Genomic DNA, 13801 nt, shown 5'->3' on the forward strand with positions numbered 1-13801 from the left:
GCATGTCACCGCATTGTTCCACAAAGCTTGCGAGCGCAGCAACGCGCCCGCCAAGCTTATGTGCAGCCGTGTGAAAACTCCGTATTCTGCGGGCCTACCTTGTGGCTGATGCGAGTGACCGCGATGCGCCTGGCTTTATTCGACCTGGACAATACCCTCCTCGATGGCGATAGCGACCATGCCTGGGGGGATTACCTGTGCGAGCGCGGCATCGTCGACCCGCTTGCCTACAAGCAACGCAACGATGCGTTCTACCAGAACTACCTGAACGGCACGCTCGACCTGCAGGCCTACCTGGCCTTTTCCATGGAAATCCTTGCGGCAACGTCCGTGGCCCAGCTCGACGAATGGCATCGCGACTTCATGCGCGACTGCATCGAGCCGATCATCCTGCCCAAGGCGCTGGCCCTGCTGGAGCAACACCGCGAAGCGGGCGACCAGCTGGTGATCATCACCGCCACCAACCGCTTCGTCACCGCGCCGATTGCTCGGCGCCTGGGGGTTCGCGTGTTGCTGGCGACCGAATGCGAGATGCGTGATGGCCGTTATACCGGGCGTAGTACCGATATACCCTGTTTCCGTGAAGGCAAGGTGACGCGGCTGGAACGCTGGATGCTGGAGAACGGCTTCGGCCTGGAGAACAGCTGCTTTTACAGCGACTCGATGAATGACCTGCCGTTGCTGCAGCGGGTAACGCATGCGGTGGCGGTGGACCCGGACCCGAACCTGCGGGCCGAGGCCGAGAAGCGCGGGTGGCCGGTGCTCTCGTTGCGCGATTGAGGCACTGTTGTGCCGGCCCATTCGCGGGTTTACCTGCGAATGGGCCCGCCCAACGAGCACAAGGCCTTCAGACGGGCTTGGCGCCCATCAGCCCGGCGATGGACAGGAAACAAACCCCACTGAACACCGCCAGCGCCAAGGTAAAACGCAACCCCACTACCTCGGCCTTGCGCAGCCGGTTCAGCCGCACCAGCAACCACCACACGGCAAACGCGCCGAATATATAGATGACGCTGGACGCCAGCACCCAAGCCTGCCCCAGCGGCCAGCCCACCAGGTGTACCAGCCACCAGCCGGTGAACGGCATGCTCACCAGGCACAGGCCCATCACCAGCCAGACGAACACCAGCGGCCGACGCAGCAGCTTGGCGTAGGCCTCGCCATCGCCCTGGCGACGGGCGCGTACGGTCCAGATCGCCAGGCCAAGGGCACCCAGCAGCAGCAGTGCGGTGGCGAGGATGTGGAGGGTTCTGAAGGTGGTCAGGTGTTCCATGTCCGAATTGTCCTTTATCAGGCCATTTTGGCAGCAGCCTTTCTCTGTGTAGGAGCGGCCTTGTGTCGCGAAAGGGCCGCAAAGCGGCCCCGGGATCTCGGCCATGCTCACACATTGCCGGGGCCGCCTTGCGGCCCATCGCGACACAAGGCCGCTCCTACAAAAGGCGAGAGATCTGGCTTAGCTTAGCCGCTCAGCCCAGGAACAGCTTGTAAGCCGGGTTATCAGTCTCGTCCCAGTACGGGTAGCCGATCTTGGCCAGCGCCGTCGGCACCAGGTGGCGCTCGTCCTCCGGCACCTGCAACCCTGCCACCACGCGCCCGTCAGCCGCGCCGTGGTTGCGGTAGTGGAACATCGAGATATTCCAGCGCCCGCCCAGCTTGTTGAGGAAGTTGAACAGCGCCCCTGGCCGTTCGGGGAACTCGAAGCGCAGGACCATTTCGTCGCTGGCACCCGCCGAATGCCCGCCGACCATGTGGCGAATATGCAGCTTGGCCAGCTCGTTGTCGGTCAGGTCGGTAACCGGGAAGCCCTGCTCGGTCAGTTGCTGTACCAATGCCGCGCGCGGGTCGTTTTCCGGGTGGGTCTGTACGCCAACGAAGATGTGCGCTTCGTCGGAGGTATGCTTGCGGTAGTTGAATTCAGTGATCTGGCGCCTGCCGATGGCCTCGCAGAAGGCCTTGAAGCTACCCGGGCGCTCCGGGATGGTCACGGCAATGATCGCTTCGCGCTTTTCACCCAGCTCGGCACGTTCGGCCACATGGCGCAGGCGGTCGAAATTGACGTTGGCACCCGAATCGATGGCCACCAGGGTCTGGCCACTCACGCCGTACAGCTCGACGTACTTCTTGATGCCAGCCACACCCAACGCACCGGCAGGTTCGGTGATCGAGCGGGTATCGTCATAGATATCCTTGATCGCGGCACAGATCTCGTCGGTGCTGACAGTCACCACCTCATCCACATGGTGACGGCAGATATCGAAGGTGTGCTGGCCGATCTGCGCCACCGCCACGCCGTCGGCAAACAGCCCGACCTGTGGCAGCACCACGCGCTCGCCGGCCGCCATGGCCGCCTGCAGGCAGTTGGAATCGTCCGGCTCGACGCCGATCACCTTGATTTCCGGGCGCAGGTACTTGACGTACGCGGCAATGCCGGCGATCAGGCCGCCACCCCCCACGGGCACGAAGATCGCGTCCAGCTGGCCAGGGTGCTGGCGCAGGATCTCCATGGCCACGGTGCCCTGCCCAGCAATGGTGTGCGGGTCGTCGTAGGGGTGGATGTAGACGAAGCCCTTTTCATCCACCAACTTCAGCGAATAGGCCAGTGCCTCGGGGAACGTGTCGCCATGCAGCACCACCTTGCCACCGCGCGAACGCACGCCTTCGATCTTGATCTCCGGGGTGGTCTTGGGCATCACGATGGTAGCCTTGATGCCCATTTCCCGCGCAGCCAGGGCCAGGCCCTGGGCGTGGTTGCCGGCCGAGGCGGTGACCACGCCACGGGCCAGTTCTTCCGCGCTCAGCTGGGCGAGCTTGTTGTAGGCCCCGCGAATCTTGAACGAGAACACCGGCTGCAGGTCTTCGCGCTTGAGCAGGATCTGGTTGCCCAGGCGCTTGCTCAGCTGCCCGGCGCTCTGCAGCGGGGTTTCGACCGCAACGTCGTAGACGCGCGAGGTGAGGATCTTCTTGACGTACTGTTCGAGCATCGGGAATGCATCACTGGGCCGCGGGACAAGGGCTTGGAGTCTACCCCAGCGCTACGTCGGGCGACCACAGCAAAGCCGTGCGAGCCGTTATACTAGGCTCCTTTTCAAAACCGCCCTGCCCCTCTCGGAGCCCGCATGACCCAGGACCAACTCAAACAGGCCGTCGCCCAGGCCGCTGTCGACTTCATTCTGCCCAAGCTGGATGAAAAGAGCGTTGTCGGCGTCGGTACCGGTTCGACCGCCAACTTCTTCATCGACGCCCTGGCTCAGCACAAGACCGCCTTTGACGGCGCGGTCGCCAGCTCCGAGGCCACCGCCCAGCGTCTGAAGGGCCATGGCATCCCGGTGTACGAGCTCAACAGCGTCAGCGAACTGGAGTTCTACGTGGACGGCGCCGACGAGAGCGATGCGCACCTGAACCTGATCAAGGGCGGTGGCGCAGCCCTGACCCGCGAGAAGATCGTTGCCGCCGTGGCCAAGACCTTCATCTGCATCGCCGATGCCAGCAAGCTGGTGCCGGTACTGGGTGCGTTCCCGCTGCCGGTCGAAGTGATACCCATGGCCCGCAGCCACGTGGCGCGCCAACTGGTCAAACTGGGCGGCGACCCGGTGTACCGCGAGGGCGTGATCACCGACAACGGCAACGTGATCCTCGATGTGCACAACCTGCAGATCACCAACCCGGTAGAACTGGAAGCGCAGATCAACGCCATCGTTGGCGTGGTAACCAACGGCCTGTTCGCGGCACGGCCGGCGGACCTGCTGCTGCTGGGCACCTCTGAAGGCGTGAAAAGCCTCAAGGCCGAGTAACCTGCGGCGAGGGCTTCGCCCTCGTTTCGCGACACAAGGCCGCTCCTACAGAGGTACGCGATTTCCTGCAGAAGCGGCCTTGTGCCTCGATGGGCTCATGAAAATCCCCAGATGGTGGACAGGTGTCCAACATCTGGGGCGCAGCTCAATTTCCTGTAGGAGCGGCCTTGTGTCGCGATGGGCTGCAAAGCAGCCCCACCATCCCTCACTGCGCTGGCTGTTTGAACACATAGAACAGGTTCGGCTCACTGACCAGGTAGATGGTCCCAGCCTCATCCATCGCAATCCCCTCCGCTTGCGGCACCGTCGCCTGCAACCCCTGGAAGCCCTTGCGCAACGACAGGGTGCTCAGCGGCCGGCCTTCCACATCCAGCTCCAGCACCAGCCGCGACTCGTCAGACAGCGCCAGCAAATGCCCACTGCGCTCGTCGAACTGCAAGCTCGACAGGTCGCGCACGAACAGCCGTGCATCGCGCTTGCTGTCCTGCACCACGTGTACCGCGTAAGGCTGTTCGGGGTTGTCATGCGGAAAACCACGCACTTCGTAGATCAGCATCGGATCGCGCTCCTTGGCCACGAACAAGCGCTTGCCGGCCGAATCGTAGGCCAGCCCCTCGAAGCCTTTGTTGCCGTTCCGGCCTATGCCCAAGGTCAGCTGCTCGGCATCGCCGGCGTCGAGGAACATCGTGTCGTCGTCAAGGCGTACGCGAATCAGCCGCTGCTGACGCTCATCGGTGATGACATAGCTGTTCGGCCCTACATACTCGACGGCTTCCGGGTCGCCGAAGCCGGTCAGCGGCACCCGGCGCAGGATGCGACCGTCCAGCGACAGCTCGATCAGCTCGGAACGGGCATTGGTAACCGTGAACAGGGTCTTGCGGTCGGGGTCGTAGGTCAGCGCCGAGAGGTCATCGTCCAACCCCTCGACCGGCTGCGCCTCGACCACCACCCGGTAGCGGTCCAGGCCGATGCTCTGCTGCGCAGGCTGCCACCAGGCCTTGAGGTTGAACCAGCCACGCTCGAACAGGCGGAACTCCTGCCCGGCCCAACCGAGCAGGAACAGGCCGGCAACGGCCAGGACAAGAGCGGGGCGAACAAAACGGCGCATGCGTACAGACTCGACATAAGGGTGACGAATCTAACCATGAACAACTGAAATAAAGCTTAATGCCAGCATCAGAAAATTCTGATATTCGGCTCAGTTCTTTCTGAAGCGATAGAACAAGGCCGGCTCGCTGACCATGTACAGGTTGCCCTGGTCGTCCAGGGCCACCCCTTCGGCGCGCGGGATGGTGTCCTGCAGGCCGTTGAAGCCGCCCAGCAAGGTCATGAAGCTGACTTGCTGGCCCTGCTCGTCCAGCTCCAGCAGCATGTTCGAATCGGCCGACAGCACCAGCAGATGGCCGGTACGCGGGTCGACGCTCAGCGCCGAGAGGTTGCGCAAGTCCAGCTCATCGCTGGGCAACGCTTGCTTGTCACCCTTGAGCGGACTACGGCCATCGCTGTTCCAGGTATACAGCTTGGGTGGGCGCTCCTCGCCGATGACCAGGCGCAGGTGTAGCGGGTCCCAGGCAACCGCTTCGAAGCCCTTGTTGCTTTTCACCGACTGGCCCAGGTCGTGGCTCTGGAAGTCATCGTGGTTCAGCGCGGAGGTCTGGGCATCCACCTTGACCACGGTCAGGTCGTGCAAGCGCTCATCGGTAATCGCCAGGTAGCCGTCTTCGAGCACGGCGATGCCTTCCGGATTGTTCCAGCCGTTGAGCGGGATCTTGCGCAGTACATCGCCATCCAGGTTCAGCTCGACCAGGAACGGGTTCTTGCCCATCACTGCGAACAGGGTGCGGGTGCGCGGGTTGAATGCCACGTCGGAGGCTTCGTCATCCGCCATGCCCGGCAGCGGCTTGGCATCGATGTCGACCCGGTAATTCGGCAGCCACACGCTTTCGCTGCGTTCGGCGGTGCTTTCGAAGCTTTCCTTGACCCACAGCGCGCCACGGTCATCCCAATGCATGGCCACGGCTACGCCATAGCCAATCAGCGCCGCCACGGCCAGGCCGAAGGGCCAGCGCAGGTAGAAACGGCGCTTGGGTGTTGCCGGGGCGCTGGAGGGAGATGGCATGCGAGGTTCCTGGTGAAATGGGCGTAGATCCGCGCATTATCCAGATTGGGTGTGAAAAATCGGTAAACAGGTCTGCCCTCTTCGCGGGTGAACCCGCTCCCACAGGCATAGCGCCGCCCTTGAGGGTTGCGCAGTACCTGTGGGAGCGGGTTTATCCGCGAAGAAGGCGATACGGTTCCGGCTCAAAGCACCCGGCTTTCGAAGCGGCTCACACCTGGCAACTCCAGCACCACGTCGTCACCGACATTGAACGGCCCCACGCCCGCCGGGGTGCCGGTGAGGATCACATCCCCTGCCTGCAGCGAGAAGTGTGCCGATATGTGCTGAATCATCGGCACGATCGGGTTGAGCATCATCTTGCTGTTGCCGTCCTGGCGCACTTCGCCGTTGACGGTCAAGCGCACCGGAATGTCGGTCACGTCTTCAAAGCTGCCAGCCGACACGAACGGAGGCAGCACACAGGCGCCATCAAAGCTTTTGGCCAGTTCCCACGGCAGGCCCTTCTCTTTCAGCTTGGCTTGCACGTCACGCAAGGTCAGGTCCAGCGCCGGGGCATAACCGGAAATTGCGTCCAGTACCTCTTCCTCGGTCGGGTGAGCCGACAGCGGCTTGCCCAGCAACACCGCGATCTCGACCTCATAGTGCACCGAACCACGCTCGGTCGGGATCTTGAAGCCACCTTCGGCTGGTACCACGCAGCTACCCGGCTTGATGAACAGCAGCGGTTCGGAGGGGATGGGGTTGTCCAGCTCCTTGGCATGCTCGGCATAGTTACGGCCGATGCACACGACCTTGCCCAGCGGGAAGTGAATGCGCGTGCCGTCTACGTACTGGTGCTGGTAACTCATGGCCGACTCCTCTGGATACTGCTTTTTATTCAGGTGCGAAGATCTTACCCGGATTCATGATGCCGTTAGGGTCGAACACGGCCTTTATTGCCTTCATGCAAGCGATTTCCTCCGCTGAGCGGCTGTAGCCCAGGTAGTCGCGCTTGGTCATTCCCACACCATGCTCGGCGGAGATCGAGCCGTTATAGCGTTCGACGATCTCGAACACCCATTTGTTGACCTTGGCGCACGAGGCAAAGAACTCGTCCTTGCCCATGTGCTCGGGTTTGAGGATGTTCAGGTGCAGGTTGCCATCGCCAATGTGGCCGTACCACACTACTTCGTAATCTGGGTAGTGTTTTTCGACGATCGCGTCAATATCGCGCAAGAATTCCGGCACTTTCGCCACGGTGACGGAAATGTCGTTCTTGTATGGCGTCCAGCGCGAGATGGTTTCCGACAGGTATTCACGCAGCTTCCACAGGTTTTTCAGCTGGGTCTCGCTCTGGCTCATCACGCCGTCCAGCACCCAGCCTTGCTCGACGCAGTGCTCGAAGGTGGCCAAGGCTACATTTGCCACTTCTTCGGTACTGGCCTCGAATTCCAGCAGCGCATAGAACGGGCAAGAAGTCTCGAACGGTGCCGGCACGTCGCCACGTGCCAGGATCTTGGCCAAGCCCTTGTCGGAGAAGAATTCGAAGGCGGTCAGGTCCAGCTTGCCCTGGAAGGCATGCAGCACCGGCATGATCGAGTCGAAGTCCGGGGTACCCAGCACCATGGCGGTGAGGTTGCGCGGTGCACGGTCCAGGCGCATGGTGGCTTCGACCACGAAGCCCAGGGTGCCTTCGGCGCCGATGAACAGCTGGCGCAGGTCGTAGCCGGTGGCGTTCTTGACCAGGCCCTTGTTCAGCTCAAGCAGTTCGCCCTTGCCGGTGACAACCTTCAGCCCAGCCACCCAATTGCGGGTCATGCCGTAGCGAATCACCTTGATCCCGCCGGCATTGGTGCCGATGTTGCCGCCAATCTGGCTTGAACCGCTGGAAGCGAAGTCCACCGGGTAATACAGGCCCTGCTCTTCGGCGAAGCTTTGCAACTGCCGGGTGATCACCCCCGGCTGGCAGACCACGGTGCGGTCAAAGGCATTAAAGCCGAGAATCTGGTTCATGTAGTCGAAGGCCACCACCACTTCGCCATTCGCCGCCACAGCCCCCGCGGAAAGCCCGGTGCGCCCGCCAGACGGCACCAACGCTACCTTGTGGGTATTGGCCCAGCGTACAATCGCCTGCACCTGCTCCACCGTCCTGGGAAACACGATGGCGCTGGGTGCCGGTGGGTAATGCTTGGTCCAGTCCTTGCCATAGGCTTCCAGGGAAGCCGCGTCGGTCAAGACCTTGCCAGGGTCAACCAAGGTCATCAGTTCATCAATTACAGCGGGATGGGTCATCGCTGGAACTCTCGACTTATTCATAGTCACCCTGAGCACTCTTCACCTGTCGGGATAAGCTCAGATTGTGTCGCGTATGCTAGCATAGCCCTCCCGCTGTTCATGCTAAGGCAGCCCTGGCGCCTGGCATCACCCCTCGCCATTTTTTCTCCGGGATACAGGTTTACGCAGATGAGCAAGACTTCTCTCGACAAGAGCAAGATCCGGTTCCTTCTTCTTGAAGGTGTGCACCAGAACGCGGTCGATACCCTCAAGGCCGCCGGCTACACCAACATCGAATACCTCACTGGTTCGCTGCCGGAAGCCGAGCTGAAGGAAAAGATCGCCGATGCCCACTTCATCGGCATTCGTTCGCGCACCCAGCTGACCGAAGAGATCTTCGACTGCGCCAAGAAACTGGTCGCGGTTGGCTGCTTCTGCATCGGCACCAACCAGGTCGACCTGGAAGCTGCCCGCGAGCGCGGTATCGCCGTGTTCAACGCGCCATACTCCAACACCCGTTCGGTGGCCGAACTGGTACTGGCCGAAGCCATCCTGCTGCTGCGCGGCATCCCTGAGAAAAACGCCTCCTGCCACCGTGGCGGCTGGATCAAGAGCGCGGCCAACTCGTTCGAGATCCGCGGCAAGAAGCTGGGCATCGTCGGCTACGGCTCGATCGGTACCCAACTGTCGGTCCTGGCCGAAAGCCTGGGCATGCAGGTGTACTTCTTCGACCCGCTGACCAAGCTGCCGCTGGGCAACGCGGTGCAGGTGACCAGCCTGCACGAACTGCTGGGCCTGGCCGACATCGTCTCGCTGCACGTGCCTGAGCTGCCGTCCACCCAGTGGATGATCGGCGAGAAGGAAATCCGTGCCATGAAGAAGGGTTCGATCCTGATCAACGCCGCCCGTGGCACCGTGGTCGAGCTGGACCACCTGGCTGCCGCGATCAAGGACAAGCACCTGATCGGCGCCGCCATCGACGTGTTCCCGGTCGAGCCGCGCTCCAACGACGAAGAGTTCGAAAGCCCGCTGCGTGGCCTGGACAACGTGATCCTGACCCCGCACATCGGTGGTTCCACCGCCGAAGCACAGGCCAACATCGGCCTGGAAGTGGCCGAGAAGCTGGTCAAGTACAGCGACAACGGTACCTCGGTGTCCTCGGTCAACTTCCCGGAAGTGGCCCTGCCGGCGCACCCAGGCAAGCACCGCCTGCTGCACATTCACCAGAACATCCCGGGCGTGCTCAGCGAGATCAACAAGGTCTTCGCCGAGAACGGCATCAACATCTCGGGCCAGTTCCTGCAAACCAACGAAAAGGTCGGTTACGTGGTAATCGACGTCGACGCCGAGTACTCGGACCTGGCGCAAGAGAAGCTGCAACAGGTCAAGGGCACCATCCGCTCGCGCGTCCTGTTCTGATTTGCTGGTGACATGAAAAAGGGAGGCCTTGATGGCCTCCCTTTTTTATTTCACTTCAACCGTGATTTTCTGCGACTCGACACTTGGCTTGAACGGCACGTGATACTGGTCACCCAGGATCAGCTGCAGGGTGTGCTTGCCCGGGGACAGGGTAATGGTGGTTTCGGTCTGCGCCTTGCCGAAGTGCAGCACCTGCGGCCCATCCGGCAGCGCCACGCCTTTTTCCGGCATCAGGCTGGTTGGCAGTGGCATGTCGGCCACCGGCTCCTTGTCCACATCCACCAGCAGGTGGTGATGGCCGGTATGCGGGGTGTGGTCGCCGGCGGGCTTGAGTGCCATGCCCTCGATGCCGAACTTGATGGTGAAGGTCTTGTCGACCGTGGCGCCATCGGCGGGGGAAACGATGAAGACCTTGGCCTCCTTGGGCGGCTCCTGGCTTTTCAATGCATCTGCGGCACTGGCCAGCACCGATGCCCCCATCAGCAGACCCGCAACGGCAGCTCGCGAAAATAGGCTGTTCATTCACTTCTCCTGTGATTCACTTGTTGGCCCCCGCCTGCGATCCAACGGCGGCGGTAATTCACCTTAGTTGATATGGACGCCCATATGTTCACATCGACAGGTAGAAATATTTCCGTCACGGTCAAACATCGCCGAAGCTTCAAGGTCATAGGCTGCGCTCGACCACGGCGAGGAAAAAGCCTTGGCGGGCATTATTCACCTGCCAAGAAGAAAGGGGCTTTCATGCGTTCGACCATTGGACTACTGCTGGCGCTGCTGATCACGCCATTGGCACAGGCCGAGCTGATAGACGAAGTTGCCGACCGGGGCGAACTGCGCATTGCTGTACAGGCTGACAACTCGCCGTACGCCTTCAAGGAAAACGACCAGCTGACCGGCTTCGACGTGGAGTTTGGCCAGGACCTGGCCAAGGAACTGGACCTGCGCGCCGAATTCATCGAAGCCCCCGCAACCGAGGTTCTGCCGGGCGTGGAGAGTGGCAAGTACGACATTGCCCTGACCCCGCCGAGTGAAACGCCCAAGGCTGATGGTGCGCTCGATGTAAGCCAGCCGTTTGGCGAGAAACAGCTGGTGATCCCGTTCCAGAAGGACAACCCGGCTTTTCAGAGTGCGCTGAACAACGCATTGCAGCGGCTCAAGGACAGCGGGCGGACTGCCGAACTTGAACAGAAGTGGTTCAAGGGAGTGTCGGCGACTGCCGCCGGGCAGTAAGCGCCTTCGTCGCGGAACAGGCTTAGGCTGAAAGCCCAACCAGCGCCTGTTCCGCCAGTTCCAGCTCCAGCTCGCTGAACACCTGTACCCCAGCCCGCCGCAGCAGCGCCGTGGTCACCCCTTCCCCGGCCACCTTCACGCCACTGAACGTGCCGTCGTAGGTCAAGCGGTTACCACATGAAGGGCTGCCGGCCTTCAGCACCGCCACGCGAATGCCATGCCGGCGCACCAGTTCCAGCGCCTGCTGCGCCCCGGCAATGAACTGCGCACTGACATTTTCACCGCTCACCGTCAGCACCTGCCTGTCACCGTCGAGCACCGCTGCGCCCTGCCCACCCGGTATCTCTGCAGGTGCCCGAGGGGTCGGCAAGCCGCCTGCCACTTCAGGGCACAACGGCACCACACGCCCTTCAGCCTGCCACCGCTGCAACAGCTCGGGGTAGCCACTGGTACGGCCGTCATAACGCACCGGCTGCCCCAGCAGGCAGGCGCTGACCAGCACCTTGGGCAACTCAGAACGGGTCATTGCCACGGCGCCGGAACCAGCCGGTCAACGACAGCCGCTCGCGCCCGGCCGGCAGCACTTCGTGCGGCACCTCACCGGACAGGAACACCACCAGGCAACCCGCCACCGGTTGCACATCGTGTTCGACACCGTCCGCCAGGAACATGCGCAACTGGCCACCGTCCTGCGGCTGCCAGCCTTCATTCAGGTACAGCACCGCCGACACCATGCGCCGGTCATCGTCGCGGAAACGGTCCAGGTGCCGGCGATAGAATGCCCCTGGCGGATACAGGGCAAAATGGCACTCGAAATCTTCCAGGCCCAGGAACAGGCCCCGGTTGATGGCCTGACGCAGTTGGTCCATGGCGGCCAGATACTGGTCGCAGGCCTCGCCCTGGCCGGGGTCGACCCACTGGATGTGGTCGCCGCGAATGGCTTCGCGCACCTCCTGGGCAACACCGCGCCCAACCCCGGCAGGGTTGAGTTCGCCTTCGGCATCACGGCGCCGGCATTCGGCTGCCAGCGCGCGCACCAGGTCGGCAGGCAGGAAGAGTGCCTGCTGCGACCAGCCATGGGTGGCCAGATCGTCGACGACGGCCGCGAGCATCGGGTGTTCAGGGATAATATGCATGGCGCGCATCATATCCATTAGCCATGCCGCCGCACAGCGCCACTTGGCTGACAAGTACGCGGATATCTCGACAAACCGGCGCCGGGCCAAGGACAATAGCCGCCTGCCGACAGGAGTCCTGAATGCGCCGTCTGTTTTCCCTGATTCTGCTGATGATCTGCACCGTGCCTGTCTGGGCAGACAACCTGGATCGGCTGTACAAGGCCGCCGGCTGGCCTGACCAGCGCGCCCATTTCAACGATGCCCTGACCGCTGCCCAGGAACGCTACCGCAACAGTCTGCCGCCTGCCGTGTACCAGGCGCTGGTCAACAACAGCAACCAGCGTTTCCAGGCCCAGGCCGTGGACCGTCGCGCCCAGGCAAAACTGCGTGCGACCCTGGCCAATCCGGCGCCGGCGCTGGCGTTCTTCCAGTCGCCGCTGGGGCGCAAGGTGGTGGCAGCCGAACTCAAGGCCACGCGCAAGGATGAACTGGCCAGAAACGCCAAAGGCCTGCCGAAGATCCAGGCCAGCGATGACCGCCTGCTGATCATCGGCCACCTGGCCCAGGCCCTGCCGGCGCGCGAGGCCGGCGCCGAAGTCAGCCTGGCCATTGCGGGCGTTGCCGCCGACAGCCTCAGTTCGATGATCCCCGGCCTGTTCGGTAACGGCCAGGCCCAAGGCCTGCTCGACGGCCAGCGCCAGCGCCTGATGAGCCAGATCGGCGAAGACCTCAACAACACCCTGTTGTATGTCTACCGCGACCTCTCCGACGCCGAGCTGGAAGAGTTTGCCACCTTTGCCGAATCGCCTGACGGCAAGGCCTACTACCAGGCCGCCCTGGCCGCCGTTCGCGCCGGCCTGGCGGTGGGCCAGAGCAACAGCGACCTGAAGTGATCAGCCCAGGCGCTGGTCGATGAAGTCGAAGTAGCGCTGGCGAATGCCCGGCAGCTCGTTGGCCAGGTGGTGGCGAGCTTCGGGCAACAGCAGGATCTGCGGTTCGGCGAACTTGGCCTTGAGCACTTCAAGGTTGTAGGGCCAGTCCACCGTGCCATCCGCCTGCCCTTGCACGATCAATGGCCGCCGCGTGCTGCACGGGGCGGCCTCGATGCGTTTGACCCAGGCGATCAGGGCTCCCACCCAGGCCGTTGGCAAGCGGCGTGGTTGTAGCGGGTCAGCTTCGAGGAACGGCAGGAAGGCCGGGTCGTTGGTGTTCTCGCTGAAACGCCGCTCGATGCCGTTGACGAAATGGCGCAGCACACGGTAGCTCAACTTCGACCAGCGCCAGGAACAGGGCCGTACCAGCGGTGCCAAGAGGATGACCTGGCCATCGATGGGGCTCTGCGCGCCCTGGTACAACAGGTGGTCCACGGCAATCGCACCACCGGTGCTCTGCCCGCACAAATGCCACGGGCGTGGCAGTCGCAGCATGCGCGCCTGTTCGAACAACGCCTCCAGCACCTGCTGGTACAGCGCAAAATCACTGATACTGGCCCGCTCGCCACTGGACAGGCCATGGCCAGGCAGGTCGCAGCTGATGACGGCGAATCCTTGCTTCAGCGCCCACTCGATCACATGCCGATAGAGCCCCATATGGTCGTAGTAACCGTGCAGCAGGAACAGCGTCGCGTTGGCCTGCTCGGGTAACCAGACCTGCCCGACCAGATCGAAGCCTGCAGCCTGAAAGCCGCCCAGCCAGCTTTGCGCCGGCAGGTTCAGGCCATAGAAGCGCTGGTATTCCAGGGCCTGTGCCGACAGCGCCTGGCGCGCGGTCAACGGTGCCAGGCTGGTGCGCAGCAGGTCGGGGTGAAAGGCAGCGGGCATCGTTACATCCAAAGCGAAGCAAGTATTGATCTGCGATATTCAGCTCTG

15 protein-coding genes are annotated in these 13801 nt (G+C 62.5%); 5 read left to right on the top strand and 10 right to left on the bottom strand.

Annotation, left to right across the window (positions count from 1 at the left end; genetic code table 11):
• The first annotated feature begins 123 nt into the window (after window positions 1-123).
• The gene (locus HU763_RS23280) at window positions 124-780 is read left to right on the top strand and encodes a histidinol-phosphatase (protein ID WP_186684173.1); all 657 of its coding nucleotides are present in this window, start codon (window positions 124-126) and stop codon (window positions 778-780) included.
• A 67-nt stretch (window positions 781-847) separates the two neighbouring features.
• Here the strand turns inward: HU763_RS23280 and HU763_RS23285 are convergent, their stop codons facing one another.
• Both HU763_RS23285 and ilvA read right to left on the bottom strand, forming a co-directional pair.
• Window positions 848-1273: a DUF2269 family protein gene (locus tag HU763_RS23285; protein ID WP_186684171.1), complete on the bottom strand. Its 426-nt coding sequence runs from the start codon at window positions 1271-1273 to the stop codon at window positions 848-850.
• A gap of 193 nt (window positions 1274-1466) precedes the next feature.
• Window positions 1467-2981 carry a threonine ammonia-lyase, biosynthetic gene (gene ilvA, locus HU763_RS23290; RefSeq protein WP_186684169.1) on the bottom strand — a complete coding sequence of 505 codons (1515 nt, stop codon included), beginning with the start codon at window positions 2979-2981 and terminating at the stop codon, window positions 1467-1469.
• Between the two features lie 135 nt (window positions 2982-3116).
• Between ilvA and rpiA the strand changes: the two genes are divergently transcribed.
• Window positions 3117-3791, top strand: a complete 675-nt coding sequence (rpiA, locus tag HU763_RS23295) for a ribose-5-phosphate isomerase RpiA (protein WP_170033521.1) — start codon at window positions 3117-3119, stop codon at window positions 3789-3791.
• 205 nt (window positions 3792-3996) lie between these two features.
• On the opposite strand, the gene HU763_RS23300 is transcribed toward rpiA, so the two are convergent.
• The 4 genes from HU763_RS23300 to HU763_RS23315 all read right to left on the bottom strand — a co-directional run bounded on the left by HU763_RS23300 (window position 3997) and on the right by HU763_RS23315 (window position 8181).
• Window positions 3997-4899, bottom strand: a complete 903-nt coding sequence (locus tag HU763_RS23300; RefSeq protein WP_170033523.1) for an SdiA-regulated domain-containing protein — start codon at window positions 4897-4899, stop codon at window positions 3997-3999.
• A gap of 90 nt (window positions 4900-4989) precedes the next feature.
• Window positions 4990-5910 carry an SdiA-regulated domain-containing protein gene (locus tag HU763_RS23305; RefSeq protein WP_186684167.1) on the bottom strand — a complete coding sequence of 307 codons (921 nt, stop codon included), beginning with the start codon at window positions 5908-5910 and terminating at the stop codon, window positions 4990-4992.
• A 182-nt stretch (window positions 5911-6092) separates the two neighbouring features.
• Window positions 6093-6758: a fumarylacetoacetate hydrolase family protein gene (locus tag HU763_RS23310; protein ID WP_186684166.1), complete on the bottom strand. Its 666-nt coding sequence runs from the start codon at window positions 6756-6758 to the stop codon at window positions 6093-6095.
• A gap of 25 nt (window positions 6759-6783) precedes the next feature.
• Entirely contained in the window at window positions 6784-8181 is a 1398-nt protein-coding gene (locus HU763_RS23315; RefSeq protein WP_186684164.1) for an FAD-binding oxidoreductase, read from the bottom strand.
• Window positions 8182-8352: 171 nt separating this feature from the next.
• On the opposite strand from HU763_RS23315, the gene serA reads away from it, so the two are divergent.
• Window positions 8353-9582, top strand: a complete 1230-nt coding sequence (gene serA, locus HU763_RS23320) for a phosphoglycerate dehydrogenase (protein ID WP_170033531.1) — start codon at window positions 8353-8355, stop codon at window positions 9580-9582.
• Window positions 9583-9627: 45 nt separating this feature from the next.
• Here the strand turns inward: serA and HU763_RS23325 are convergent, their stop codons facing one another.
• Window positions 9628-10104, bottom strand: coding sequence for a DUF4399 domain-containing protein (locus HU763_RS23325; protein WP_186684161.1), 477 nt, complete (start codon window positions 10102-10104; stop codon window positions 9628-9630).
• A gap of 222 nt (window positions 10105-10326) precedes the next feature.
• On the opposite strand from HU763_RS23325, the gene HU763_RS23330 reads away from it, so the two are divergent.
• A complete protein-coding gene (locus HU763_RS23330; protein ID WP_186684159.1) occupies window positions 10327-10815 on the top strand; it encodes a substrate-binding periplasmic protein in 489 nt (162 codons plus the stop codon).
• A 22-nt stretch (window positions 10816-10837) separates the two neighbouring features.
• On the opposite strand, the gene HU763_RS23335 is transcribed toward HU763_RS23330, so the two are convergent.
• Window positions 10838-11341 (bottom strand): 2-thiouracil desulfurase family protein, encoded by a 504-nt coding sequence (locus HU763_RS23335; RefSeq protein ID WP_186684157.1) that lies wholly within the window; start codon window positions 11339-11341, stop codon window positions 10838-10840.
• On the bottom strand, window positions 11328-11960 hold the full coding sequence (locus HU763_RS23340; protein WP_186684433.1) for a 2OG-Fe(II) oxygenase: 633 nt from the start codon (window positions 11958-11960) through the stop codon (window positions 11328-11330). The genes HU763_RS23335 and HU763_RS23340 overlap by 14 nt, the downstream gene beginning before the upstream one ends.
• A 113-nt stretch (window positions 11961-12073) precedes the next feature.
• Between HU763_RS23340 and HU763_RS23345 the strand changes: the two genes are divergently transcribed.
• Entirely contained in the window at window positions 12074-12826 is a 753-nt protein-coding gene (locus tag HU763_RS23345) for a DUF2059 domain-containing protein (protein ID WP_186684155.1), read from the top strand.
• Here HU763_RS23345 and bipL read toward each other — a convergent pair whose 3' ends face one another.
• Entirely contained in the window at window positions 12827-13753 is a 927-nt protein-coding gene (gene bipL / locus HU763_RS23350) for a phospholipase BipL (protein WP_186684153.1), read from the bottom strand.
• Window positions 13754-13801: the final 48 nt, after the last annotated feature.

The organism is Pseudomonas anuradhapurensis, assembly GCF_014269225.2.
GTDB lineage: Bacteria > Pseudomonadota > Gammaproteobacteria > Pseudomonadales > Pseudomonadaceae > Aquipseudomonas > Aquipseudomonas anuradhapurensis.

Excerpts from the sequence above, each read along its gene's own strand:
- HU763_RS23280 (WP_186684173.1), top strand. The coding sequence starts at position 124 with ATGCGCCTGGCTTTATTCGACCTGGACAATACCCTCCTCGATGGCGAT.
- HU763_RS23285 (WP_186684171.1), bottom strand. The coding sequence starts at position 1,273 with ATGGAACACCTGACCACCTTCAGAACCCTCCACATCCTCGCCACCGCA.
- ilvA (WP_186684169.1), bottom strand. The coding sequence starts at position 2,981 with ATGCTCGAACAGTACGTCAAGAAGATCCTCACCTCGCGCGTCTACGAC.
- rpiA (WP_170033521.1), top strand. The coding sequence starts at position 3,117 with ATGACCCAGGACCAACTCAAACAGGCCGTCGCCCAGGCCGCTGTCGAC.
- HU763_RS23300 (WP_170033523.1), bottom strand. The coding sequence starts at position 4,899 with ATGCGCCGTTTTGTTCGCCCCGCTCTTGTCCTGGCCGTTGCCGGCCTG.
- HU763_RS23305 (WP_186684167.1), bottom strand. The coding sequence starts at position 5,910 with ATGCCATCTCCCTCCAGCGCCCCGGCAACACCCAAGCGCCGTTTCTAC.
- HU763_RS23310 (WP_186684166.1), bottom strand. The coding sequence starts at position 6,758 with ATGAGTTACCAGCACCAGTACGTAGACGGCACGCGCATTCACTTCCCG.
- HU763_RS23315 (WP_186684164.1), bottom strand. The coding sequence starts at position 8,181 with ATGACCCATCCCGCTGTAATTGATGAACTGATGACCTTGGTTGACCCT.
- serA (WP_170033531.1), top strand. The coding sequence starts at position 8,353 with ATGAGCAAGACTTCTCTCGACAAGAGCAAGATCCGGTTCCTTCTTCTT.
- HU763_RS23325 (WP_186684161.1), bottom strand. The coding sequence starts at position 10,104 with ATGAACAGCCTATTTTCGCGAGCTGCCGTTGCGGGTCTGCTGATGGGG.
- HU763_RS23330 (WP_186684159.1), top strand. The coding sequence starts at position 10,327 with ATGCGTTCGACCATTGGACTACTGCTGGCGCTGCTGATCACGCCATTG.
- HU763_RS23335 (WP_186684157.1), bottom strand. The coding sequence starts at position 11,341 with ATGACCCGTTCTGAGTTGCCCAAGGTGCTGGTCAGCGCCTGCCTGCTG.
- HU763_RS23340 (WP_186684433.1), bottom strand. The coding sequence starts at position 11,960 with ATGCGCGCCATGCATATTATCCCTGAACACCCGATGCTCGCGGCCGTC.
- HU763_RS23345 (WP_186684155.1), top strand. The coding sequence starts at position 12,074 with ATGCGCCGTCTGTTTTCCCTGATTCTGCTGATGATCTGCACCGTGCCT.
- bipL (WP_186684153.1), bottom strand. The coding sequence starts at position 13,753 with ATGCCCGCTGCCTTTCACCCCGACCTGCTGCGCACCAGCCTGGCACCG.